Annotated in this window: 14 protein-coding genes; 9 read left to right on the forward strand and 5 right to left on the reverse strand. The window is 63.1% G+C overall.

Annotation, left to right across the window (positions count from 1 at the left end):
- Positions 1-160: 160 nt before the first annotated feature.
- On the forward strand, positions 161-832 hold the full coding sequence (locus BM438_RS23330) for a heavy metal response regulator transcription factor (RefSeq protein ID WP_093638501.1): 672 nt from the start codon (positions 161-163) through the stop codon (positions 830-832).
- Entirely contained in the window at positions 829-2,229 is a 1,401-nt protein-coding gene (locus BM438_RS23335; RefSeq protein WP_093638505.1) for a heavy metal sensor histidine kinase, read from the forward strand. The genes BM438_RS23330 and BM438_RS23335 overlap by 4 nt, the downstream gene beginning before the upstream one ends.
- A gap of 1 nt (position 2,230) precedes the next feature.
- Here the strand turns inward: BM438_RS23335 and BM438_RS23340 are convergent, their stop codons facing one another.
- Positions 2,231-2,650: a VOC family protein gene (locus tag BM438_RS23340; RefSeq protein ID WP_093638508.1), complete on the reverse strand. Its 420-nt coding sequence runs from the start codon at positions 2,648-2,650 to the stop codon at positions 2,231-2,233.
- Positions 2,651-2,811: 161 nt separating this feature from the next.
- On the opposite strand from BM438_RS23340, the gene BM438_RS23345 reads away from it, so the two are divergent.
- Positions 2,812-3,135, forward strand: a complete 324-nt coding sequence (locus BM438_RS23345; RefSeq protein ID WP_093638833.1) for a VOC family protein — start codon at positions 2,812-2,814, stop codon at positions 3,133-3,135.
- 204 nt (positions 3,136-3,339) lie between these two features.
- Positions 3,340-3,642 (forward strand): putative quinol monooxygenase, encoded by a 303-nt coding sequence (locus tag BM438_RS23350; RefSeq protein WP_093638511.1) that lies wholly within the window; start codon positions 3,340-3,342, stop codon positions 3,640-3,642.
- Positions 3,643-3,722: 80 nt separating this feature from the next.
- Here BM438_RS23350 and BM438_RS23355 read toward each other — a convergent pair whose 3' ends face one another.
- Complete coding sequence (locus BM438_RS23355; protein WP_093638515.1) at positions 3,723-5,201, reverse strand: sensor domain-containing diguanylate cyclase; 1,479 nt, start codon at positions 5,199-5,201, stop codon at positions 3,723-3,725.
- Positions 5,202-5,469: 268 nt separating this feature from the next.
- Here BM438_RS23355 and BM438_RS23360 point away from each other — a divergent pair, with 268 nt between their 5' ends.
- From BM438_RS23360 to BM438_RS23375, 4 genes are all read left to right on the forward strand, one after another.
- Complete coding sequence (locus BM438_RS23360) at positions 5,470-6,402, forward strand: 2-hydroxyacid dehydrogenase (RefSeq protein WP_093638519.1); 933 nt, start codon at positions 5,470-5,472, stop codon at positions 6,400-6,402.
- A gap of 145 nt (positions 6,403-6,547) precedes the next feature.
- Positions 6,548-9,469, forward strand: a complete 2,922-nt coding sequence (locus BM438_RS23365) for a molybdopterin-dependent oxidoreductase (RefSeq protein ID WP_093638522.1) — start codon at positions 6,548-6,550, stop codon at positions 9,467-9,469.
- A 110-nt stretch (positions 9,470-9,579) separates the two neighbouring features.
- The gene (locus BM438_RS23370; RefSeq protein ID WP_093638525.1) at positions 9,580-10,335 is read left to right on the forward strand and encodes a 4Fe-4S dicluster domain-containing protein; all 756 of its coding nucleotides are present in this window, start codon (positions 9,580-9,582) and stop codon (positions 10,333-10,335) included.
- Between the two features lie 11 nt (positions 10,336-10,346).
- Positions 10,347-11,297, forward strand: coding sequence for a dimethyl sulfoxide reductase anchor subunit family protein (locus tag BM438_RS23375; RefSeq protein WP_093638529.1), 951 nt, complete (start codon positions 10,347-10,349; stop codon positions 11,295-11,297).
- Between the two features lie 62 nt (positions 11,298-11,359).
- Here the strand turns inward: BM438_RS23375 and BM438_RS23380 are convergent, their stop codons facing one another.
- Both BM438_RS23380 and BM438_RS23385 read right to left on the reverse strand, forming a co-directional pair.
- On the reverse strand, positions 11,360-13,924 hold the full coding sequence (locus BM438_RS23380; RefSeq protein WP_093638533.1) for an adenosylcobalamin-dependent ribonucleoside-diphosphate reductase: 2,565 nt from the start codon (positions 13,922-13,924) through the stop codon (positions 11,360-11,362).
- A 380-nt stretch (positions 13,925-14,304) separates the two neighbouring features.
- Positions 14,305-14,589 carry a DUF3331 domain-containing protein gene (locus BM438_RS23385; RefSeq protein ID WP_028197253.1) on the reverse strand — a complete coding sequence of 95 codons (285 nt, stop codon included), beginning with the start codon at positions 14,587-14,589 and terminating at the stop codon, positions 14,305-14,307.
- 345 nt (positions 14,590-14,934) lie between these two features.
- On the opposite strand from BM438_RS23385, the gene BM438_RS23390 reads away from it, so the two are divergent.
- Positions 14,935-16,017 (forward strand): AI-2E family transporter, encoded by a 1,083-nt coding sequence (locus BM438_RS23390; protein ID WP_093638538.1) that lies wholly within the window; start codon positions 14,935-14,937, stop codon positions 16,015-16,017.
- Positions 16,018-16,088: 71 nt separating this feature from the next.
- On the opposite strand, the gene BM438_RS23395 is transcribed toward BM438_RS23390, so the two are convergent.
- A complete protein-coding gene (locus BM438_RS23395) occupies positions 16,089-16,949 on the reverse strand; it encodes an alpha/beta hydrolase (RefSeq protein WP_093638542.1) in 861 nt (286 codons plus the stop codon).
- Between the last annotated feature and the right edge of the window lie 91 nt (positions 16,950-17,040).

The following is a 17,040-nucleotide window of genomic DNA, read 5'->3' on the forward strand; positions in this document are numbered from 1 at the left end:
AGATAGCGTCAGGTTAGGCGCGCGATTGGCTCCGCCAAGTGACAGACGGATGACAAAAACGTCATGAACGGCGCGCCGCAGCCACGTAGAATGGCCGCCATATCCACGTCCACATTCATGACCCACGCCCACGGCGGCGCTCGGGGTCGGAAACCAGGCAATGAGCATCCTCGTCATCGAAGACGACCCGAAAACCGGCGACTACCTGAAGAAAGGCCTGCGCGAAAGTGGCTACGCGGTCGACCTTGCGCGCACCGGCACCGATGGGCTGCACATGGCGCTCGAGCACGCGTACGACCTCGTGGTGCTGGACGTGATGCTGCCCGGCATCGACGGTTGGGAAATCATGCGTGCGTTACGGGCGCGGCGCGATCTGCCGGTCATTTTTCTGACCGCGCGCGATCACGTCAGCGACCGCATTCGCGGTCTCGAACTCGGCGCCGACGATTACCTCGTCAAGCCGTTCTCGTTCACCGAACTGGTGTTGCGCATCCGCACGCTGTTGCGCCGCGGCGTGATCCGCGAGAGCGATGTGTTCGAGATTGCCGACCTCAAGCTCGACGTGCTGCGCCGCAAGGTGACGCGTGAAGGCGTCGAGATTCCGCTGACCAATAAGGAATTCATGCTGTTGCATCTGCTGGTGCGCCGGCAGGGCGAGGCGTTGTCGCGTACGCAGATCGCCTCGGAGGTGTGGGATATGAACTTCGATAGCGACACCAATGTGGTCGACGTGGCGATCAAACGGTTGCGCGCGAAGATCGATCATCCGTTTGAAAAGAAGCTGATTCATACGGTGCGCAGCATCGGCTACACCTTCGGCGACGGCGCATGAAACTGTGGACCGAACGTTCGTTGACGGCTCGCACCACGGTGCTGTTCGCCTCGATCGCGTGCGTGGTGATCGGCACGTTGGGCATGTATTTCTACCACTCCGCCGAGTTGTCGTTGCAGCGCCGCGCGGACGTGGTGCTCACCGGCCGTGTCGAGCATTTCAGCCGCATCGTGCACGACCTCTATTCGGTCAGCGACTTGAAGAGCCGGCCGTTGCTGTTCGAGAGCATGCTTGGCGCGGAGCAGGACGTGCTGCTGTTTCGCCGTCCGGGCGAAGCGCCGTTTATCGACGTGAACCCCGGCAATGTCGCGGTGCCTGCGCTGCAGGCCGGCACCGCGGAGCACTTGCCGACGCTCTCGGACATTCGCCAGACCACGCTGCCGGACGGCGTGCCGGTTCATTGGGCAATCGCTACCGTCAAAGCGCGTGAGGATGGCAGCGAAGTCGAAGTGATCGCCGCGCATCCGATGACCCAGGAAATGCGGATGCTGGCCGCCTACCGCAACCGGATTGTGCTGGCCACGCTGACCGGCATGCTGGCTGCCACGCTGCTTGCCTATTACGTGCTGCGCCGCGCGTTGCGGCCGGTGCGCGAGATCGCCACGCGGGCGGCGCAGATCAGTCCGGCGAGTTTGTCGGTGCGGCTCGACAGCGAGGCCGCGCCAGTCGAATTACGCCAGCTCACGCATGCCTTCAACGCCATGCTCGACCGTCTTGCCGATGGCTACCAGCGCCTCTCGCAGTTCTCCGCCGATCTGGCGCATGAAATTCGTACACCAGTGGGCGCCTTGATCGGCCAGACTCAGGTCACGCTCGCCAAACCGCGCGACGTCGATGAATATCAGCAACTGCTCGAATCGAATCTCGAGGAGCTGAGCCGCTTGAGCCACATCGCGGAGAACATTCTGTTTCTCGCGCACGCGGACCATGCGGCGCTTTCCATCGACCGTGAGCCGGTCGATCTGCGCGATGAACTCGTCAGGATCGCAGACTATTTCGAAGGTCCCGCCGATGAACGCGGCATGCGCTTTACCGTCGAGGCCCAGGGCGTGGTGTCGGCCAATCCGATGCTATGCCGGCGGGCGATCAACAATCTTGTCGTGAATGCGGTGCGATACGGCGCGGACGATACGGTAGTGCGGTTGAGGGGCACACAGGACGAGCAGGGCGCGACCGTGGTGGTGGAAAACGACGGTGCGCCAATTCCCGGTGAGCAACTGGACCGCCTGTTTGACCGTTTCTACCGCGGAGATGCAGCACGCAGCGAGTTCACCGAATCGAGCGGGCTGGGGCTCGCGATCGTCAAGGCAATCATGCATCTGCACGGCGGCACGGCGCGCGTGGTGTGTCCGGTGCCGGGCGTGGTGCGCTTCGAATTGCGCTTTCCGGGCGCTTAGCTTAGCGGGTTGTTTGCGTGGCTGACGTTGGGTCCGGCGCATGGCAGCACACGCAGAGCTTGTTGCCATCGGGATCGCGAAAGTAGGCGCCGTAATAGTCCGCGTGATACCGCGGTCGCAAACCCGGCGGACCTTCGCAGGCGCCGCCGTGAGCAAGCGCCGCAGCATGCGCGCGATCGACCGTGGCGCGGTCCGTGGCCAGCAGGGCCAACATCTGGCCGTTGCCGACGGTGGCAGGACGACCGTCATGGGGCCTGCTGATCACGAACAGCGGCCGCGGCGCGTCTGCTGGCATCCAGCCGGCCCAGCACGCATCCTCATCACGGAACTTGAGCCGCAGTCCTAGTGTTTCCATCAGCACGCCATAGAAGCCGAACGCGTGCTCGAAATCCGTTATGCCGACGAATACGTGGGAAAGCATCAGTGTCGCTCCTCGTTTGTTTTGCAGGCCGACCCAGGCCGGGCCGGATACCGTTACAGCGCAAACCGGTAATGCCGATACCGGGATGATCGCGCAACTGGTTGCGGCAGCGCGCGGCGGATACGATGAAACATCTCATCCTAATCGTCGGGAAAACCGCTATGAAACGCTTCCACATTGCTTTGGCCGTTACCAGCCTCGAGGCTTCCATCGACGATTACAGCGCCCGTCTTGGCCAGCCGCCCACGGCCGTGGTGCCGGGCCGTTACGCGATGTGGCGGACCGAACTGCTCAATTTTTCGATCAACGAGATGCCGGACAAAGGTGGGCAGCTCCGGCACGTCGGCTTCGAAGACGACTCTGTAGACGGTTACTCGAGCAGCAAGGACGTAAACGGCCTCGAATGGGAGCTGTTTTCGGCGGAAGAGCAGGATCGGCGAATCGTCAGCACTTACGGCGAGGCCGTGCGAACCGACAAAGGCTGACATGCTTTTCTGCGTGGATGCAACCTGAATGCCTGTGCCTGATGGTGCCTCGCGCGACCCGATGTGCCCCCATGCTCTTCGGCACAGCTTCACGACCGCCGCCCTATACTTGCTGAGGGGCTTGACGAGCCGATGCCTTTCACAGCGCTTTGCCGGCCCGGCAAAGCGGATCCATTGTCCTCACTTCACCCAGGGAGTCGCGCCATGGTCAAACTCGCTCTGTACGTTCGTCTTGAAGCCAAACCCGGCAAGGAACAGGATGTCGAGGCCTTTCTGCTGAGCGGCTTGCCGCTCGTCGAGGAGGAGCCTGCTACCAGCGCCTGGTTCGGTCTCAAGCTTGGACCGACCACCTATGCCATTTTCGACGCTTTCCCCGACGAAGCTGGCCGCGAGGCGCATCTGAACGGCAAGGTGGCCGCTGCGCTAATGGCGAAGGCCGGCGAGCTATTCGCCACGCCGCCCAGCATCCACAAACTCGATGTGCTGGCATCCAAATTGCCAGGCTGATTGAGCTGCCAATCCGCTGACACGGCGCGGCCTTTTCAACAATCGAATTACACCGTACCAACGTGCGAGGCCGTCGGGCGTTAGTCGCTCGACGCGTCCGCAGACGGACGGTTCGCATAGTGCGCGTGCTTTTCCTCATACATCAGCAGATCGGCGCGTTGCACACCGGCTTCGAGACGGTCGCCGCGCTGACATGTCGCCGCACCCATCGAAAGACTCAGCAGCGAGCCCGGATAAAACTGGTTGTTCAGATCGACCAACTGGCGGATTGCATCGACCATCGCGGCGCCGCCACGCTCGTCGGTGTCCGGCATCAGGATCGCAAACTCGTCGCCGCCGATGCGCGCGGCGTGAAACGGCGCGTCCGTCGCTTTGGCGAGGACTTCGCCGGCTCGCCGTAACAGCGCGTCACCGGCCGCGTGGCCGAGCTGGTCGTTCACGCGTTTGAGGCCATTCAGATCGGCCATGATGATCGTCACCGGCCACGGACCCTTGCGCTCCAGCCGGTTCAGTTCATCCACGTAAAAGGAACGGTTGCGCAGCTTGGTCAGCACGTCATGCTTGCCAAGGAACTCCAGATAAGCTTCGGCCTTCTTGCGCGCCGTGATGTCGGTGAGGGCCACCAGCACCAGGTCCCAATTCTTTTCATGACCCGGTAGTACGGAGAACTGCAGGTGCACATGCACCTCGTTGCCGTCGAGCGAATAGTTGAGCACTTCGCGCTGCTGGAACAGCTTGCCGTCCCATAGATCGATCAACTGCTCGCGGAAATGCGGCCGCATATCGTCGCGGAAAACGTCCGGCAGGCGCGCCAGCAGCGTTTTCTTGTCTTTTGCCACGAACATGTCGAGCGTGTGCTGGTTCACGTCGAGTACGTGGATTTCCTGCATGCAGCGCTCGACAAACTCGGGATGCACGTCGGTAAACACGCGGAAATCGCTGATGCCGGCGGAGCGCGCGTCGTCGAGCAGACGCTTGACCGCGCTGAAATCTTCCACCCACAACGAGACCGGCGAATATTCGAACAGACCGCGCACATACTGTTCGGCGAGCGTCACGCGATGCCGCGCGCCTTCGAGTTCGGTAATGTCTTCGACCGATACGAGCACGCGGTCCCAGCGGTCTTCATGGCCGGGCAGCACGGCGCCCTTGAGCAGCACGTCGAGGCGGCGTCCGCCGAGCGTGTAGTTGACCGTCTGGCTCGTGAAATGCGCCTGGCCAGCCCACAGTTGACATAGCTCCTCGAGGTGAGTCTTGAGCATGTCGTCGCGGAACACGGAGGCGAGATTGCTGGTGAGCGCGTCGAAATCGGCGGCCTCGAATTGCGTCAGCGTTTTCTGGTTGACCTTGATGACGCCGATGCTATGCGCGCATTCGGCGACAAGAGCCGGATATTGGGCGAAATGGGCACGCAGATCGGTCACGCCTTCTGCCCGCCATTTGTCGAATAGCGCACGCACGCCGCTGAAGTCTTCGAGCCAGAGCGAGACAGGCGCGAGTTCGAACATTTCGGAATCGTCGTTGGCGGGCGCTGAGCCGCTTCGGAGGGTGTCCTGCATGAGATTCCCGTGGTCGGAGTTCCGGCTATTCTAAAGCGGCTTGGATTCGGCTCAAAAGAAAGACGCATGGCGCATATTTTTCGCGCCGATCCATTCACGAAGATAACGGCGTGGTTCGCAGGGACTTTAAGCTGCGCGGCGGCAAGTTCGCAACCGGGTTTTTTACTTGCGATCTCAACTGATCGCCCGCCAGCAGGGCCGCGGGAGGCTTGTTACACTCACTCGTCGCATCCCCCGTCTCTCGTCGCCTTAAGAAAAAACACCCGTCATGAAGCCATCCCTGCTGGTTCTGATCCCCTTGAAAGACGCAAGCCGCGCCAGTGTCGAGACTGCTTTCGAGGTCGTCTATGCCCCCGATGCCGGCCAACGAACCGCCGCGATCGCCGCGCACGGCGAGACGATCCGCGCCGTGCTGACTAGCGGCACAGCGGGGCTGACGACTGCGGAAATCGACCGGATGCCGCAACTCGAGTTTGTCAGCGCGCTCGGCGCCGGCTACGAAAACCTCGCCGTCGATCACGCTCGCTCGCGCGGCATCGTACTCGTCAACGGCGCGGGCACCAACGATCACTGCGTGGCCGATCACGCGTTCGCCTTGCTGCTTGCGGTGGTGCGCGACGTGCCGCAACTCGATCAGGCCACCCGCAAGGGCGCCTGGCGCGACACGTTGCCGATGCACCCCAACGTGTCCGGCAAGCGGCTCGGCATAGTCGGGCTCGGCAATATCGGCGAGAAGATCGCGCGGCGTGGCGCCGGGTTCGATATGGAAATCGGTTATCACAACCGCAAACCCCGCGAAGGCTCGCCGCTGCGCTATTTCGACAGCGTGCAGGGTTTGGCGCAATGGTGTGACTTTCTGGTGGTCGCGACACCCGGTGGCGCCGGTACGCGTCATCTGATTGACAAGGCGGTGCTGGACGCACTCGGGCCGGACGGTTTCGTGGTCAACGTCTCGCGCGGCAGCGTGGTGGATACCGCTGCTTTAGCGGATGCGCTTGCCACCAGCGCGATCGCCGGCGCGGGTCTCGACGTCTATGAGAGCGAGCCGCATCCGCCTGAGGCCTTGCTGACGCTGCGCAACGTAGTTCTGACGCCGCATGTGGGCGGCCGCTCGCCGGAGGCGATCACGGCTTCGGTCGACAATTTCCTCGCCAACGCCAGACGGCACTTTGCCGGCGAGGCGGTATTGACGCCGATCTGACATTTGAAGGCAAACTGAAACCATCAGCCCAGCGGATAGTTTCTCTCACAAATCGCGATTTCCCTTGTAGGCTCGTGGCGAATAGGATGGTCGGTATCAAACCCACCTCGCTTCGACACAGCCGGAGCCGCGACGGAGATCCCGCATGGAACACCACGCCCGCACGCAGGACGAACGGCTCGAGATCAAGACGACTACCTGCTACATGTGCGCCTGCCGCTGCGGCATCCGCGTGCATCTGCGTGAAGGGGAAGTTCGCTATATCGACGGCAACCCCGAGCATCCGCTGAATCAGGGTGTGATCTGTGCGAAGGGCGCCTCGGGCATCATGAAGCAGTACTCGCCCGCGCGCCTGACCCAGCCGTTGATGCGCAAGGCCGGCGCGGAGCGGGGCAGTGCGCAGTTCGAGCCGGTGTCGTGGGAGGTCGCGTTCGACGTGCTCGAAAAGCGCCTCTCCGTGATTCGCGCCACCGATCCGAAGAAATTCGCGCTGTTCACCGGCCGCGACCAGATGCAGGCGCTGACCGGCCTCTTCGCCAAACAGTTCGGCACGCCTAATTACGCGGCGCATGGCGGCTTCTGCTCGGCCAATATGGCGGCCGGGATGATCTATACGATCGGCGGCTCGTTCTGGGAGTTCGGCGGCCCCGATCTCGACAGCGCCAAACTCTTCTTCATGATCGGCACGGCGGAAGATCATCATTCGAATCCGCTCAAGATCGCTATTTCGAAGTTCAAGCGCGCGGGTGGGCGCTTTATCGCAATCAATCCGATCCGTACCGGCTATGCGGCGATTGCCGACGAATGGGTGCCGATCAAACCCGGCACCGACGGCGCGCTGTTTATGGCGTTTCTGCACGAACTGATCGCGGCCGACGCCTGGGATCACGAGTTCGTGCAGCGTTATACGAACGCGGCGGAACTCGTGGATCTCGATGAGGCCAGCGAAAACTTCGGCCTGTTCGTGCGCGATCCGGATAGGCCGGTTGGCAATCCGCTGTTTCCGCAGAACCATCTCTGGTGGGATGCCGCAGCCGCGCGCACCGTGCCGCACCATGCACCCGGTGTGACGCCCGCGCTCGACGGCCGCTATACGCTCGCGGACGGCACGCCGGTCACGCCGTCGTTCGCCTTGCTGCGCGAACGCGTGGCCGATTGCACGCCCGAGTGGGCCGCGGAGATTACGGGCATTGCCGCGGACACGATCCGGCGCCTCGCTGGCGAAATGATTCAGACGAGCCGCGATCACCGGATCACGCTGCCGATCCAATGGACCGACGCGTGGGGCAAGTCGCACGAGACCGTCACCGGCAATCCGGTCGCTTTTCACGCGATGCGCGGGCTAGCCGCGCATTCCAACGGCTTCCAGTCGATCCGCGCGCTGGCGGTGCTGATGTCACTGCTGGGCACGATCGACCGCCCTGGCGGCTTTCGTCACAAATCGCCGTTTCCTCGTGCGGTGCCGCCATCGGCGAAACCACCGAACAGCCCGGATGCCGTCAAGCCGAACACGCCGCTTGCCACCGGTCCGCTTGGCTGGCCCGCCGCGCCCGAAGACCTGTTCATCGACGAACACGGCGGTCCGGTTCGCATCGACAAGGCCTTCTCCTGGGAATATCCGCTTGCCGTGCACGGCGTGATGCATAGCGTGATCACCAATGCCTGGCGTGGTGACCCCTATCCCATCGACACGCTGCTGATTTTCATGGCCAACATGGCCTGGAATTCGTCGATGAACACGATGAAGGTGCGCGAGATGCTCGCGGACAAGCACGCGAACGGCGAGTACAAGATTCCGTTTCTCGTGGTGTGCGACGCATTCCAGTCAGAGATGACGGCTTTTGCCGATCTGATCCTCCCGGACACGACCTATCTTGAACGGCACGACGCGATGTCGATGCTCGACCGGCCGATCTCCGAATTTGACGGTCCGGTGGATTCCGTGCGCGTGCCGGTCGTGCCGCCGACGGGTCAATGCAAGCCGTTTCAGGAAGTGCTGATCGAACTCGCTTCGCGCCTCAAGTTTCCGGCCTTCACGACGGCCGAGGGCACGCGCCGCTTCCGGGACTATCCCGACTTCATCATCAATCACACGACGACGCCTGATTCCGGCGTGGGCTTTCTGATCGGCTGGCGCGGCAAAGACGGCGACAAGGCGCTGGTCGGCGAGCCGAATCCGCAGCAGTGGGAACAATATGCAAAGAACAACTGCGTGTTCCATTACCGCTTGCCAGAGACGCTCCAATACATGCGCAACTGCAACGGGCCGTATCTCGACTGGGCAGTGAAAAACGGCTTCCGTAAATTCAACGAGCCGATCCTGATCCAGTTGTACTCCGACGTCATGCAGAAGTTCAGGCTCGCCGCGCAAGGCCGGAGGAGCGGCAGGCAACCGCCGGAGCACCTGCGGGCGCGGGTCGAAAAGTATTTCGATCCGCTGCCGTTCTGGTATGCGCCGCTCGAAAGCGATTCGACCGATCTCACGCGTTTTCCGCTGGCCGCGGTGACGCAACGGCCTATGGCGATGTATCACTCGTGGGATTCGCAGAACGCGTGGCTGCGGCAGATTCATGGCGAGAACTATCTCTACATGAATCCGTTGATGGCAGCCGAAAACGGCATTGCCGACGGCAGCTGGATCTATGCCGAATCGCAATGGGGCCGCGTGCGCTGCATGGCGCGCTTTAGCGAGACCGTCGAGCCGGGGACGGTGTGGACCTGGAATGCGATCGGCAAGGCGTCGGGCGCATGGAACCTCGGCGCGGGGGCGAACGAATCGCAGCGCGGCTTCCTGCTTAATCACCTCATCACCGACGAGTTGCCCGGTCGCAACGAAGCCGCCGCGCGTCTCTCGAATTCGGACCCGGTGACAGGCCAGGCCGCGTGGTACGACGTGCGCGTGCGCATCTATCCGGCGGAAGCGGATGCGCGCCATACGCTGCCGCAGTTCGGTGCGATGCCCGCGTTGCCGGGATCGAACGGAGTGATATCGCGGCTCGTGCAGACCTATTTCGCGGGGCGCGGCGAATTTGCGGCACGGCTGCGCGGTGCGGTGGGTCGCAAGTGATGCGGGATTCGCAGGAAACGCAGGATTCGCACGCGAGCAATGCGAAACCCGGGCGCCGCAGAACCGCGGGCAGCGCGCGAATAACGCAGTAAAGCAGCAAGGAGCCTTTGATGACTCAGATGGCGTTAGTGATCGACCTGAACGTGTGCGTGGGATGCCAGGCTTGCGTGACGAGTTGCAAGGAGTGGAATACGTCGGGTGAGTCGGGCAGTCTCGCCGATCTCAATCCGTACGACGCCGATCCCTCCGGCACCTTCTTCAATCGCGTGCAGAGCTTCGAGGCCGGCAGCTACCCGAACGCCGACACGATCCACTTCCCGAAGTCGTGCCTGCACTGCGAGGACCCGCCGTGCGTGCCGGTGTGTCCGACCGGCGCCAGCTACAAGCGCAAGGAAGACGGTCTCGTGCTGGTCGATTTCGACAAGTGCATCGGCTGTAAATACTGCGCGTGGGCCTGTCCATACGGTGCGCGCGAACTCGACGAAGCGCGCAAGGAGATGACCAAGTGCACGCTATGCGTCGATCGCATTCACGATGAAAACCTCTCCGAGCGCGACCGGCAACCCGCGTGCGTGCTCGCGTGCCCGACTTCAGCGCGACTGTTCGGCGATATTCACGATCCGGAGTCGGTGGTGTCGAAGGCAATTGAGGAACGGGGTGGGTATCAGTTGATGCCTGAGTGGAACACCAAGCCGGCGAATCACTATTTGCCGCGCATTACGACGTCGGCATCGGGTTGCGGCAGCGATGCATGCTCGTGCAAGGGCGCGGGCACGGCGCTTGAGACGCCCGAATCGCTCGACTCACTTGATGCACAACTCGAACACGGTCAACTGCATCTTGCGTCAATGGCGACGCGTATCTAAAGGACCTCGCGATGAATCCGGCTTTTTCAGTGGTTTTTCTCACTACATTGAGCGGCGCGGCGCAGGGCCTGCTGATCGCGCTCGTCGGCGTGGAGACGGCCGCGCATCTGGGACTCGTCACGGCGCCCGCGGATGCGTTCTATGTCACTGGCGCGGGCGTGTCTGTCGTGTTGGGTGGCCTTGGGCTGATCGCCTCGTTCTTCCATCTCGGGCATCCGGAGCGCGCATGGCGCGCGGTCGCAATGTGGCGGACGTCGTGGTTGTCGCGTGAATGTCTGTGCCTGCCGGCGTTTCTCGCCTGCGCGTTTTTCTACGGCGTTGCGCACGGGTTCGGCTCGCCGTGGTCGCTGGCGATAGGCTGGCTCGGCGTGCTGGCGAGCGCGGCGCTGTTCGTCTGCTCGGCGATGATCTACGCATGCCTGCGCTTCCTGCAGGAATGGGCCACGCCGCTTACGCTGGTCAACTTCGTGCTGCTCGGCTGCGCGTCCGGCTTCACACTGGCGACGGCGCTGACCGCGTGGTTCGCGCCCGCGCTGACAGTGGGGCTCGCGGTCTGTGCCTGCGTGTTGACGCTCGCGGGCTGCGCGAGCCGCTCGGCATCGCTCGTGCGCAACGCACGCTTACGGCCGAAGTCCACCGTGCAAAGCGCGACGGGCATCCAGAATCCGAAGCTCGTGCAGATCTCGCGCGGCTTCACCGCCGGCGCGTTCAATCTGCGTGAGTTCTTTCACGGCAAATCGGCGGGGACGCTGCGCGGCGTCAAGTGGGGGTTCCTCGCGGCCGCGTTTGCCGTGCCAGTTGTGCTGATGGCGCTGGGCGCGGGCCTGCATTCGATCGGTGTCTCACTCGGCTTGCTGGCCGCCGCATGCCTGGTGCAATACGCCGGCCTCGTGGCGGAACGCTGGTTCTTCTTCGCCGAAGCGAAGCATCCGCAGAATCTGTATTACGCGCGAGTCGGTTGACGCGTGGGTTGCCGCGGCCGTCCGATATCGGCGGCCGCGTCTGCGTTGCGGCTAGCTGTCACTTACCCGCACGCGCCGACTTCACCACACGCGGTACAGAAGTCGCAGCCATCCTTGCGAATCACCGCATTCGCTCCACACGAGCCGCATTTGCGGCCGAGCATGGTATGCAAGCCTTGCATACCGCCGGGTTGCAGCAAGGCGGCTTCGTTAGCCTCGCCAGGCGGCGGACGGATGCCGAAATCCGCCGGTAACGCAGTCTCGGCCTTCATCTGCCCGCGCGGCAAACGCGCCAGCATCCGCGACGGCACCTGATTGCCTTCGGCATCGAGAAAGCCGCGACGATGCAGAATCTGCTGGATCGCAAAGGCGAGCGCCGCCACTTCGGAGTCATGCCAGCGCGGCGTGCGGTGACCGTCGAGACGTTGCACCTCGCCGAGCCGCACCTGCCCACGATCCCATGACACCTTGCGCATATCCTGCAGGTTGCGCGCGACAAAACCGCCGCGTGCCGCGAGCGACAGCGAACGCATCGTCGCCGTGATCCATTGCTGCGATTCGTCGCGCTGCCCGGTCGGAATGAAGAACTCGATGGGGCGTTCGATCGTGACTTCTTCACCGCCCAGCCGTCCTGTCACTTCGATGAACGACACCGCGACGTAAAGCGACTTCTTGCCGGCTTGCGTGAGGTACTCGACCTTTTCGATGATCGCCGGCAATTCACCCTTGGGCCGGTGATCGATCGCGATCCGCAGCGGATCCTGATCGGTTTCGGTCAGCGTATCGTCTGCTTGCGGCGGGGGGCTGACGCTCAGCACCGCGCCGAGCGTTTCATTCGGGCGGTAGGTGGCGAGGCCTTTGAGGCCGTTTTTCCACGCGTCGAAGTAGAGGCTTTCGAACGCTTCGAACGGATAATCCGCCGGCACGTTCACCGTCTTTGAGATTGACGTGTCCACGTACGGCTGCACCGCGGCCATCATGTCGAGGTGGTCGCGCGCCGACATTTCGAGTGCGCTGACGAAGTAGTCCGGCAGGCTTTTCACGTCGCCGCCGAGCTCGCGATAAAGGCGATATGCGTAGTCTTCGACATCGAACGACTCGCGGCCCCCGTCGGCCATCACCTTCATGCGCGTGTAGGTCCACGAGAAGGCCGGCTCGATGCCGTTCGAGGCGTTGTCCGCGAATGCGAGACTGACGGTGCCCGTCGGCGCGATCGATAGCAAATGGCTGTTACGGATGCCGTCCTGGCGTATCGCGTCCTTGATGTCATCGGGTAGGCGCGAGGCGAAGGTGCCTGCTTCCAGATAGCGTGCGGCGTCGAACAACTCGAACGCGCCACGTTCGCGCGCCAGTTCCACCGACGCCCGATAGGCCTCGTCGCGCATCAACTGGGCGATGCGCACCGCGAAGTCGCGGCCTTCCTGCGAGTTGTAGCGCAGGCCGAGCATCACCAGCGTATCGCCCAAGCCGGTGAAGCCCACGCCGATGCGCCGTTTGGCACGCGACTCGTCATATTGCTGTTGCAGCGGCCATAGCGTGACGTCGAGCACGTCGTCGAGAAAGCGCACCTGGATGCGGGTGCGCTTGGCGAGCCCGTCCCAGTCGAACGAAGGCTTGCGGCCTTTCATTTGCGCGAACGGATCGACCACGAAACGCGTGAGGTTCAACGGTCCGAGGTTGCAGCAACCGTAGGCCGGCAGCGGTTGTTCACCGCACGGATTGGTGGCGCGGATGGTTTCGACGGCCCGTAGATTGTTGTCCTCGTTCATGCGCGAGATGAACACGATGCCGGGCTCGGCGACATCGTACGTGGAGCGCATGACGCGGTCCCAGATCTCGCGTGCCGGCTTTTCGCTATAGACCCACAGGCCGTCCTCGCGTTGCCGTACATCGCCGGCCGCGCGCAGCGCAGGCGAAGGCTCGGCACGGTGCACGAGGGGCCAGGGCTGATCTTCTTCGACAGCGCGCATGAATTCGTCGGTGACGCCCACCGACACGTTGAAGTTGTTCCAGCGGCCTTTCGAATGCTTCGCCTCGATGAACTCGATCAGATCGGGGTGATTGCAGTCGAGCACGGCCATTTGCGCACCGCGCCGCGAGCCGGCGCTTTCCACGGTCCGGCACGAGGCGTCGAACACGTCCATATAACTGCACGGTCCGGACGCCGACGAACTGGTGGTATGAACGCGGGCGCCCTTGGGCCGGATCGCGGAGAAGTTGTAGCCAACCCCGCCGCCGCGGCGCATCGTCTCGGCGGCTTGCAGCAGCGCCACGTAGATGCCGGGCAGGCCCTGTTCGTCGACCCCCTGAATCGCGTCGCCGACCGGTTGCACGAAGCAGTTGATGAGCGTGGCGGCGATGCCCGTGCCCGCCGCGCTCATGATGCGCCCGGCGCCGAGCGCGCCGTGCCGCAGATTGTCGGCAAAGAGCGCTTCCACCGACTCGCGCAGGGCTTCCGGTTCCGCCTGAGCGACGCCGCGGGCGACGCGTTTGAATACGTCGTCGGCCGACTGCTCGTCGCCTTTGGCGTATTTCTCGAGCAGGACGTCCAGAGAGAATTGTTGCGGTGCAACTAGCGGGGCGGGAGAAACCGCTGCGGCGCGGGGTTCGTGCGTGTCTTCTGCCATGGTGTCGCCTCTCGTTTGCCGCGAGACGGCTGCGGCGCGTTCGAATGGGATGCGGGGCATTCATTTAACGCTGCGCGTCTGACAGGCGTGGTGGCCTGGCGCATCGAGGGTCACCTTAACGCACGTGGCCCGGGGCCGCAATCGGGCTTTTGGGGGCGGGACTGCAGAGTGGCTGCCGGCCAATGCCAGCGGCCTTTCGCAGCAGCGTTATGACATACAGGCAGTGAGTTGACGAGCGGCGCCGGGCGTGTTGGAGAGCGGCTGAAAAAGCAGATAGCGCGACGGTGAGCCTGCGCCAGTAAATTTCGAAGGGGGCCTACGACGGCAGCGGCCGTAAGCTCACGGCAGCCACATGTCGTCGAGGCAAAGGCAGAAAAACGTCAGGCTTCAACCAGTTCGCCCAACACTTCAGCACAAATCATTGCAGAAGCATTCGAAGGCGCCGGCCGTTCAGCCGGTTTGAACACCGCGTCGCCGCGGCGAATCTTGCGGCGTGTCACCGCGCACGTTCCCGACGTATGCGCCGAGCGCCGCCGCCAACGCTGCTCGCCGTAATGACAGCGCCCCGGTTCGACCCAGCGGATCACCAGCGTGGTGTCGGAGCGCTCGAGAATTTCGATGCGTACGCCATTGGTTCCGTCAAGGGGGATGGACTCTAAGGTCATCATCGTCGGCTCCGTATTGTGGTGTGCCGAATGTAGTCCCGCGCGCGGCGGATAGCCATTGTGCCGCGGTTGAAACACTGTTCCCCAAATAGCAACAATGAAACTTGACATTCGCGCTTACCCAAAACGGCGGGGCTTTGCGGGCGATATGCGCGGTGAATTTGCGATAGCGTGGATTTTTGCAACGCAGTGTTGTACGCAGTGCGACGAGCATGCGGCCTGCGAAGGGCGCCGGTGCTTCCTTTAAGATGTGGTTATTGATGAGCAACCGTGCGACGCAAGTGTAGCGGGTTTGGATTTTTCTGGTCGGCACGCGCGCATATCCACAAGAACTCAAGAGCCCACATGATTTCACGCCCCCCCGTAGCGCCACCCGAATCGCCGACACCGCCTGATTGCCTGAAAAAGCAGAAAGCGGCTTCACTCGTCCTGTATATCGCACTCGTGTTGCTGGCGCTGTGGGTCGTGCGCGATTTCATCGCGGTGGCGGCCTGGGCGGGCGTCATTGCGATCGCGCTATGGCCGCTTTTGCAAAAGGCGGAAGGCTGCCGCTGGCTTGCCGGCCGCACGACGCTGATCGCCGCGGCGCTAACCCTTGCGATCGCATTGCTAGTGGTCCTGCCGGTGGGTATCGGCATTGCCCAGGCGCTGCGCGAAGCCCATGACATGAATGAGTGGTTCAAGGCCGCGCAGGAAAACGGTATTCCGATGCCGGACGTCATCCAACGCTTGCCGTACGGCGTGCAACAGATCTCAGCCTGGTGGCAGGCCAATCTCGCCCAGCCGCTGCGCGATTCGGCGGCAATGAAGGGGCTGCACAGCACCACGGTGATGACGCTAGGCCGCCACTTCGGTGCGCGCGCGGCGCACGGCGTGATGGTGTTCGCGTTCATGCTGGTCACGCTGTTCGTGATCTTTCAGGCGGGGCCGCGTCTGTCCGGCTCGCTGATGAAGGGCGTGCGGCGCGGCTTCGGCGAGGACGGCGCGCAGTTGCTCGCGCGCATGGCCGCGGCAGTACGCGGCACGGTGTCGGGGCTGGTGGTGGTCGGGCTCGGCGAGGGCGTGCTGATGGGCGTCGCCTATTTCGTGACCGGCTTACCGCACGTCGCGCTGCTCGCGCTCGTCACGGCGATTGCCGCGATGCTGCCGTTTTGCGCGCCGCTCACGTTCGGCCTCGCGGCCCTGTGGCTGTTCTCGCAAGGCTCGGTGGCCGGGGCCATCGGGCTTGCGGTGTTCGGCTCGGTTGTGGTGTTCGTCGCCGAACACTTCGTGCGGCCGGTGCTGATCGGCAACTCGACGCGATTGCCGTTCCTGCTCGTGCTATTCGGCATTCTCGGCGGGGCGGAGACGTTCGGTTTGCTGGGTCTTTTCATCGGGCCCGCGCTTATGACCGTTCTGGTGGTGCTGTGGACCGACCTCGTGCAATAGTTGCACGCACTTGTTGCACGCACATTGCCGGCGCAATCAGGATTGCTGATTTGCCGGCTTATTTTTCCTGATTACTTGTCCTGATCGCGCGCCGACTGTTTGACGCAGCCCAGCGTGTATTTCAGCGCGGCAGGCAGTAGTGCGCTCCAGACATCCCAGGTGTGGCCGCCGTCGATGATGCGCAGCGCCGCCGGATTCCCCGCCAGCCGAAGATGCGTGTAAAGCGATGACGCATCGGCCTGGATCGCCAGGTCGTCGTCGCCGGCGGCGATGAACATCGGCAGGCGATACGGTTGGCTCATGTAGCGTTCCCATTGCGCCGGATAGTTGAGCGCATGCCAGACGTGCGGATCGAACTGCCGGTCGCCGAACACGCCAACGCGGCGCGCCGCCGAAGCAAGCGGCGGCTCGTTTGCGTAGATCGCGGGGCTTAGCAGGAGCGCACCGCAAAAGTGCTCGGGTTGGGTCATGGCGTAGCGCAACGCGCCGAAACCGCCCATTGAAACGCCGCCGATCATCCGCCCGCTACGCTGCGTCGCGACCGCGTAGCGCGTTTCGATCTCAGGCAGCAGATCGCCGAAGAACGCCGTCTCCATCTTCTCCTTGCGATCAACGTACCAGTCCGTGCCGCCCTGCGGCATCACGATTGCGACCGGCGGCATCTCCTTGTGCTCGATTAGTGCGTCGGCGGTGGTTTGCAGGTGGCCTTGCGTGAGCCAGTCGTTGGCGTCGCCATTGTTGCCGTGCAGGAGGTAGAGCACGGGAATGCGTGCGGCGTCGTGACGATAGCCGGTGGGCAGATAGATCGTGTACGCCCAGTCGCGGCCGAGCGCTTCGGAATGGAAGCTTCGGCTGATGACGGTGCTGGCGCTCGCCGACGCGCCGACAGTGGTGCATAGCGCCAGGAGCGCGGAATGTAGGAATAGACGCATGTCAGAGTAAGAGGCCGCCGCGCAGGTCGCGCGCGGCCGTCATGCTATCAGGATCGGCAGTGAAAAATTGGCAGGCGGCAACACAGCAAAA

The sequence above is a fragment of the Paraburkholderia aspalathi genome (assembly GCF_900116445.1).
GTDB lineage: Bacteria > Pseudomonadota > Gammaproteobacteria > Burkholderiales > Burkholderiaceae > Paraburkholderia > Paraburkholderia aspalathi.